At 63.7% G+C, this 2777-nt stretch carries 2 protein-coding genes and 1 pseudogene; all 3 read left to right on the forward strand.

The annotated features are described in order from the left end of the window. Positions 1 to 778: RHS repeat-associated core domain-containing protein (locus IF89_RS45415; protein WP_324605407.1), on the forward strand; the 778-nt coding region annotated here is incomplete at its 5' end. Positions 779 to 882: 104 nt separating this feature from the next. Further along, positions 883 to 1065, forward strand: a complete 183-nt coding sequence (locus IF89_RS47305) for a hypothetical protein (protein WP_030776897.1) — start codon at positions 883 to 885, stop codon at positions 1063 to 1065. Next, positions 1026 to 2662, forward strand: a pseudogene (locus IF89_RS41335) (ISAzo13 family transposase). Before IF89_RS47305 ends, IF89_RS41335 begins: the two are co-directional and overlap by 40 nt. The last annotated feature ends 115 nt before the right edge of the window (positions 2663 to 2777 follow it).

Raw genomic sequence — 2777 nt, forward strand, 5'->3', positions numbered from 1 at the left:
CACCGACTACACCCCCGCACGCCTCTACCACCCCGAAACCGGCCGCTTCACCACCCGCGACCCCCACCCCACACCCCTCAACAAATACCAAGCCTTCAATGCAAACCCAATTAATGGACTTGACCCTACAGGGAACATCACTCTGCGCATCCTTCGAAATCCTGCAGGTAGTCATATAGACGATCCAGAAACTTACACTGCGGGCGGCCTTCCAGGTGGATCTAGAGCGGCCGCCAGAAATGCACCCGAGATCGGCGGAAGAGTATTACATGAGCGACCCCTCCCAGCGTCGGAAGTGACGACAGAGAGCGCTCAACCTGCGATCACTTCGAGGATGCCGCCACTGCGTCCCGTCGGCGAAACCCGTTTTCAGCAAGAAGGCGTCCACTTCTATGCTAAATTCGGTATGGAGTACAGTGTTTTCCGTAAAAAGTATGTAGCGGTTAAGGATGAATTCCACCTGGCAATCGGAGGCGATCACCGTTCCGAGGAGGTAATGAAAGCTAACCGGGCCCTTCTGCAACTCGACTTCCTGTCGCTCCTGTCGGCGGCGTTAGAGGTCAGGGTTAAAGCTTCAGAAATATTCCTTATTGCGGAGACGGCCAAGAAATTCCGGAATTCCGTGAGAGAATTGCAACGCAGTTACGAAGAGCACGGTAACGAGAAGCCTGAGTGGTTTAGATCTCTTAACATTATGGCCGGCTCGGGCGTTATTCGATCGATGGAGAGGATCAAGAAGGAAGATTTCTATGGCCTGGTTGAGGATGATGCCCTCTAGACAGCTACTGATCTCTTTCGTAAGTTCGGTGGGAGTGGTGGGCGGATGTGAGTCCGGGGTGGGTGAGGAAGGACCAGGGCAGGTGGGGGTTTTGTGTTGATGCGGTGGATGCCTTGTTCGGTGGCGTCGGCGACACCGGCGAGGTGGTCGCCGGCGAGGTTGGCGAGCACCGAACTTACGAAAAGATCAGTAAGGGTTTGCGGGGAATCAAGGTGTTGCTTCCCGGTCTGATGCTCGTTGGCGTGGTATGCGTATCCCGGACGAGACTCGTTATCAACTCGCTGTGAGGTGCGCGGTGTTGTTCCCGCGTCTGGACGAGCGGCAGCGTCGGTTGTTGATGGCCGCCGGGGCCCGTGTTCTGGGGCGCGGCGGCGTTCGGGTCGTCGCCCTGGCGGCTGCGGTCAGCGAGCCGACGGTCCGCAAAGGTGTGTTCGAGCTGGAGGCCGGTGAGGAGCTTTAAGGGCCGGGTGCGGCGTCCGGGCGGGGGCCGCGAGCGGGTCGCGAGACTCTATCTGGGGCTGCGGCCGGCTCTGCTCGCGCTGGTCGAACCGGATGTGCGGGGTGATCCGGTGTCGCCGCTGCGATGGACGGTGAAGCCCACCCGCGCACTGGCGGGGAACTGACCCGGGCCGGGCACCGGGTCAGCGCGGACACCGTCGCCGGTCTGCTGCGGGAGGAAGGCTTCAGCCTGCAGGCGATGCCAAGACCCTCGAGGGGAGCCAGCACGTCGACCGGGACGCACAGTTCCGCTACCTCAACGGGCAAGCCCGCGAGCATCGGGACGCCGACGAGCCGGTCATCAGCGTGGACACCAAGAAGAAAGAGCTCGTCGGCGAGTTCAAGAACCACGGCCGCCAGTGGCGGCCGGCCGGTGATCCGGTGCTGGTGGACATGCACGACTTCGCCGACCCGCGGTTGGGGAAGGCGATCCCGTACGGGGTCTGCGACCTGGCGGAGAACACCGGCTGGGTCAACGCCGGCACCGATCACGACACCGCCGCGTTCGCAGTGGAATCGATCCGCCGCTGGTGGCATGGCCAGGGGCAGGCCGCCTACCCTCGGGCGGCTCGGCTGCTGACCACCGCCGACGCGGGCGGCTCCAACGGCTACCGCACCCGGGCCTGGAAGCTCGAGCTCGCCCGGCTCGCCGCTCAAACAGGACTCACTATCACCTCCTGCCACCTGCCGCCGGGACATCGAAGTGGAACAAGATCGAGCACCGCCTCTTCTCCCACATCACCATGAACTGGCGGGGCCGCCCGCTGACCAGCCACGAAGCCATCGTGCAGTCCATCGCCGCGACAACCACCCGCACTGGACCGCGGGTGCATGCCGAACTCGACACCAGCACCTACCCGACCGGAGTAAAGATCGGTGACGCGGAGACTGCGGCTCTGCCACTGGCCCGCCACGGCTTCCACGGCGACTGGAACTACGTCCTGCACCCCCAGCCGGCCCCGCCCATCCCCGCCGCCCGGACTCCGCAATGGTGCGAGCCGGAATGGACACCAGCCCTGCTGGCCGACCCCGCGCTGACCGGCATGTCCCCGGACCAGTTGCACGACCTGGTCCAGACTCCGGCACCGGACGGAGACACCCCGCGCGGCCGCCCGCCCCACCTCGCCTTTCCCAACCAGGTCCTGGCTGCAGTGCTCCACCTGCGCGTCAATCTGGCCGCCGAACCCGTCGCCGTGCTGTTCGCCAGCAGCCGCACCGCCATGCACCGCACCCTCCTGAAGACCAGGAGACTGCTCAAGGCGCACGGCATCGACATCCCGCCTGCCACTACTCCGCCAGCCGCCCTCAGGGTCCTCCACGCTCAGGTTCCCACAGGTTCCCACTCAGAGCAGCGTGGCCAGCAACAAGATCAAGACGACATGTTAATGATCTGCAAGCCCTTAGCTTGTCCTACCTTCCAGACGTGGGCCTGAGGCGGTCATTCGTAAGATCGTCGGACCCCAGGGGCTCTGGGTATGGCTGTGAGCTTGTCGCCGTTGGA

It is taken from the genome of Streptomyces sp. NRRL F-2664, from assembly GCF_000719345.1.
Classification (GTDB): Bacteria; Actinomycetota; Actinomycetes; order Streptomycetales; family Streptomycetaceae; genus Streptomyces.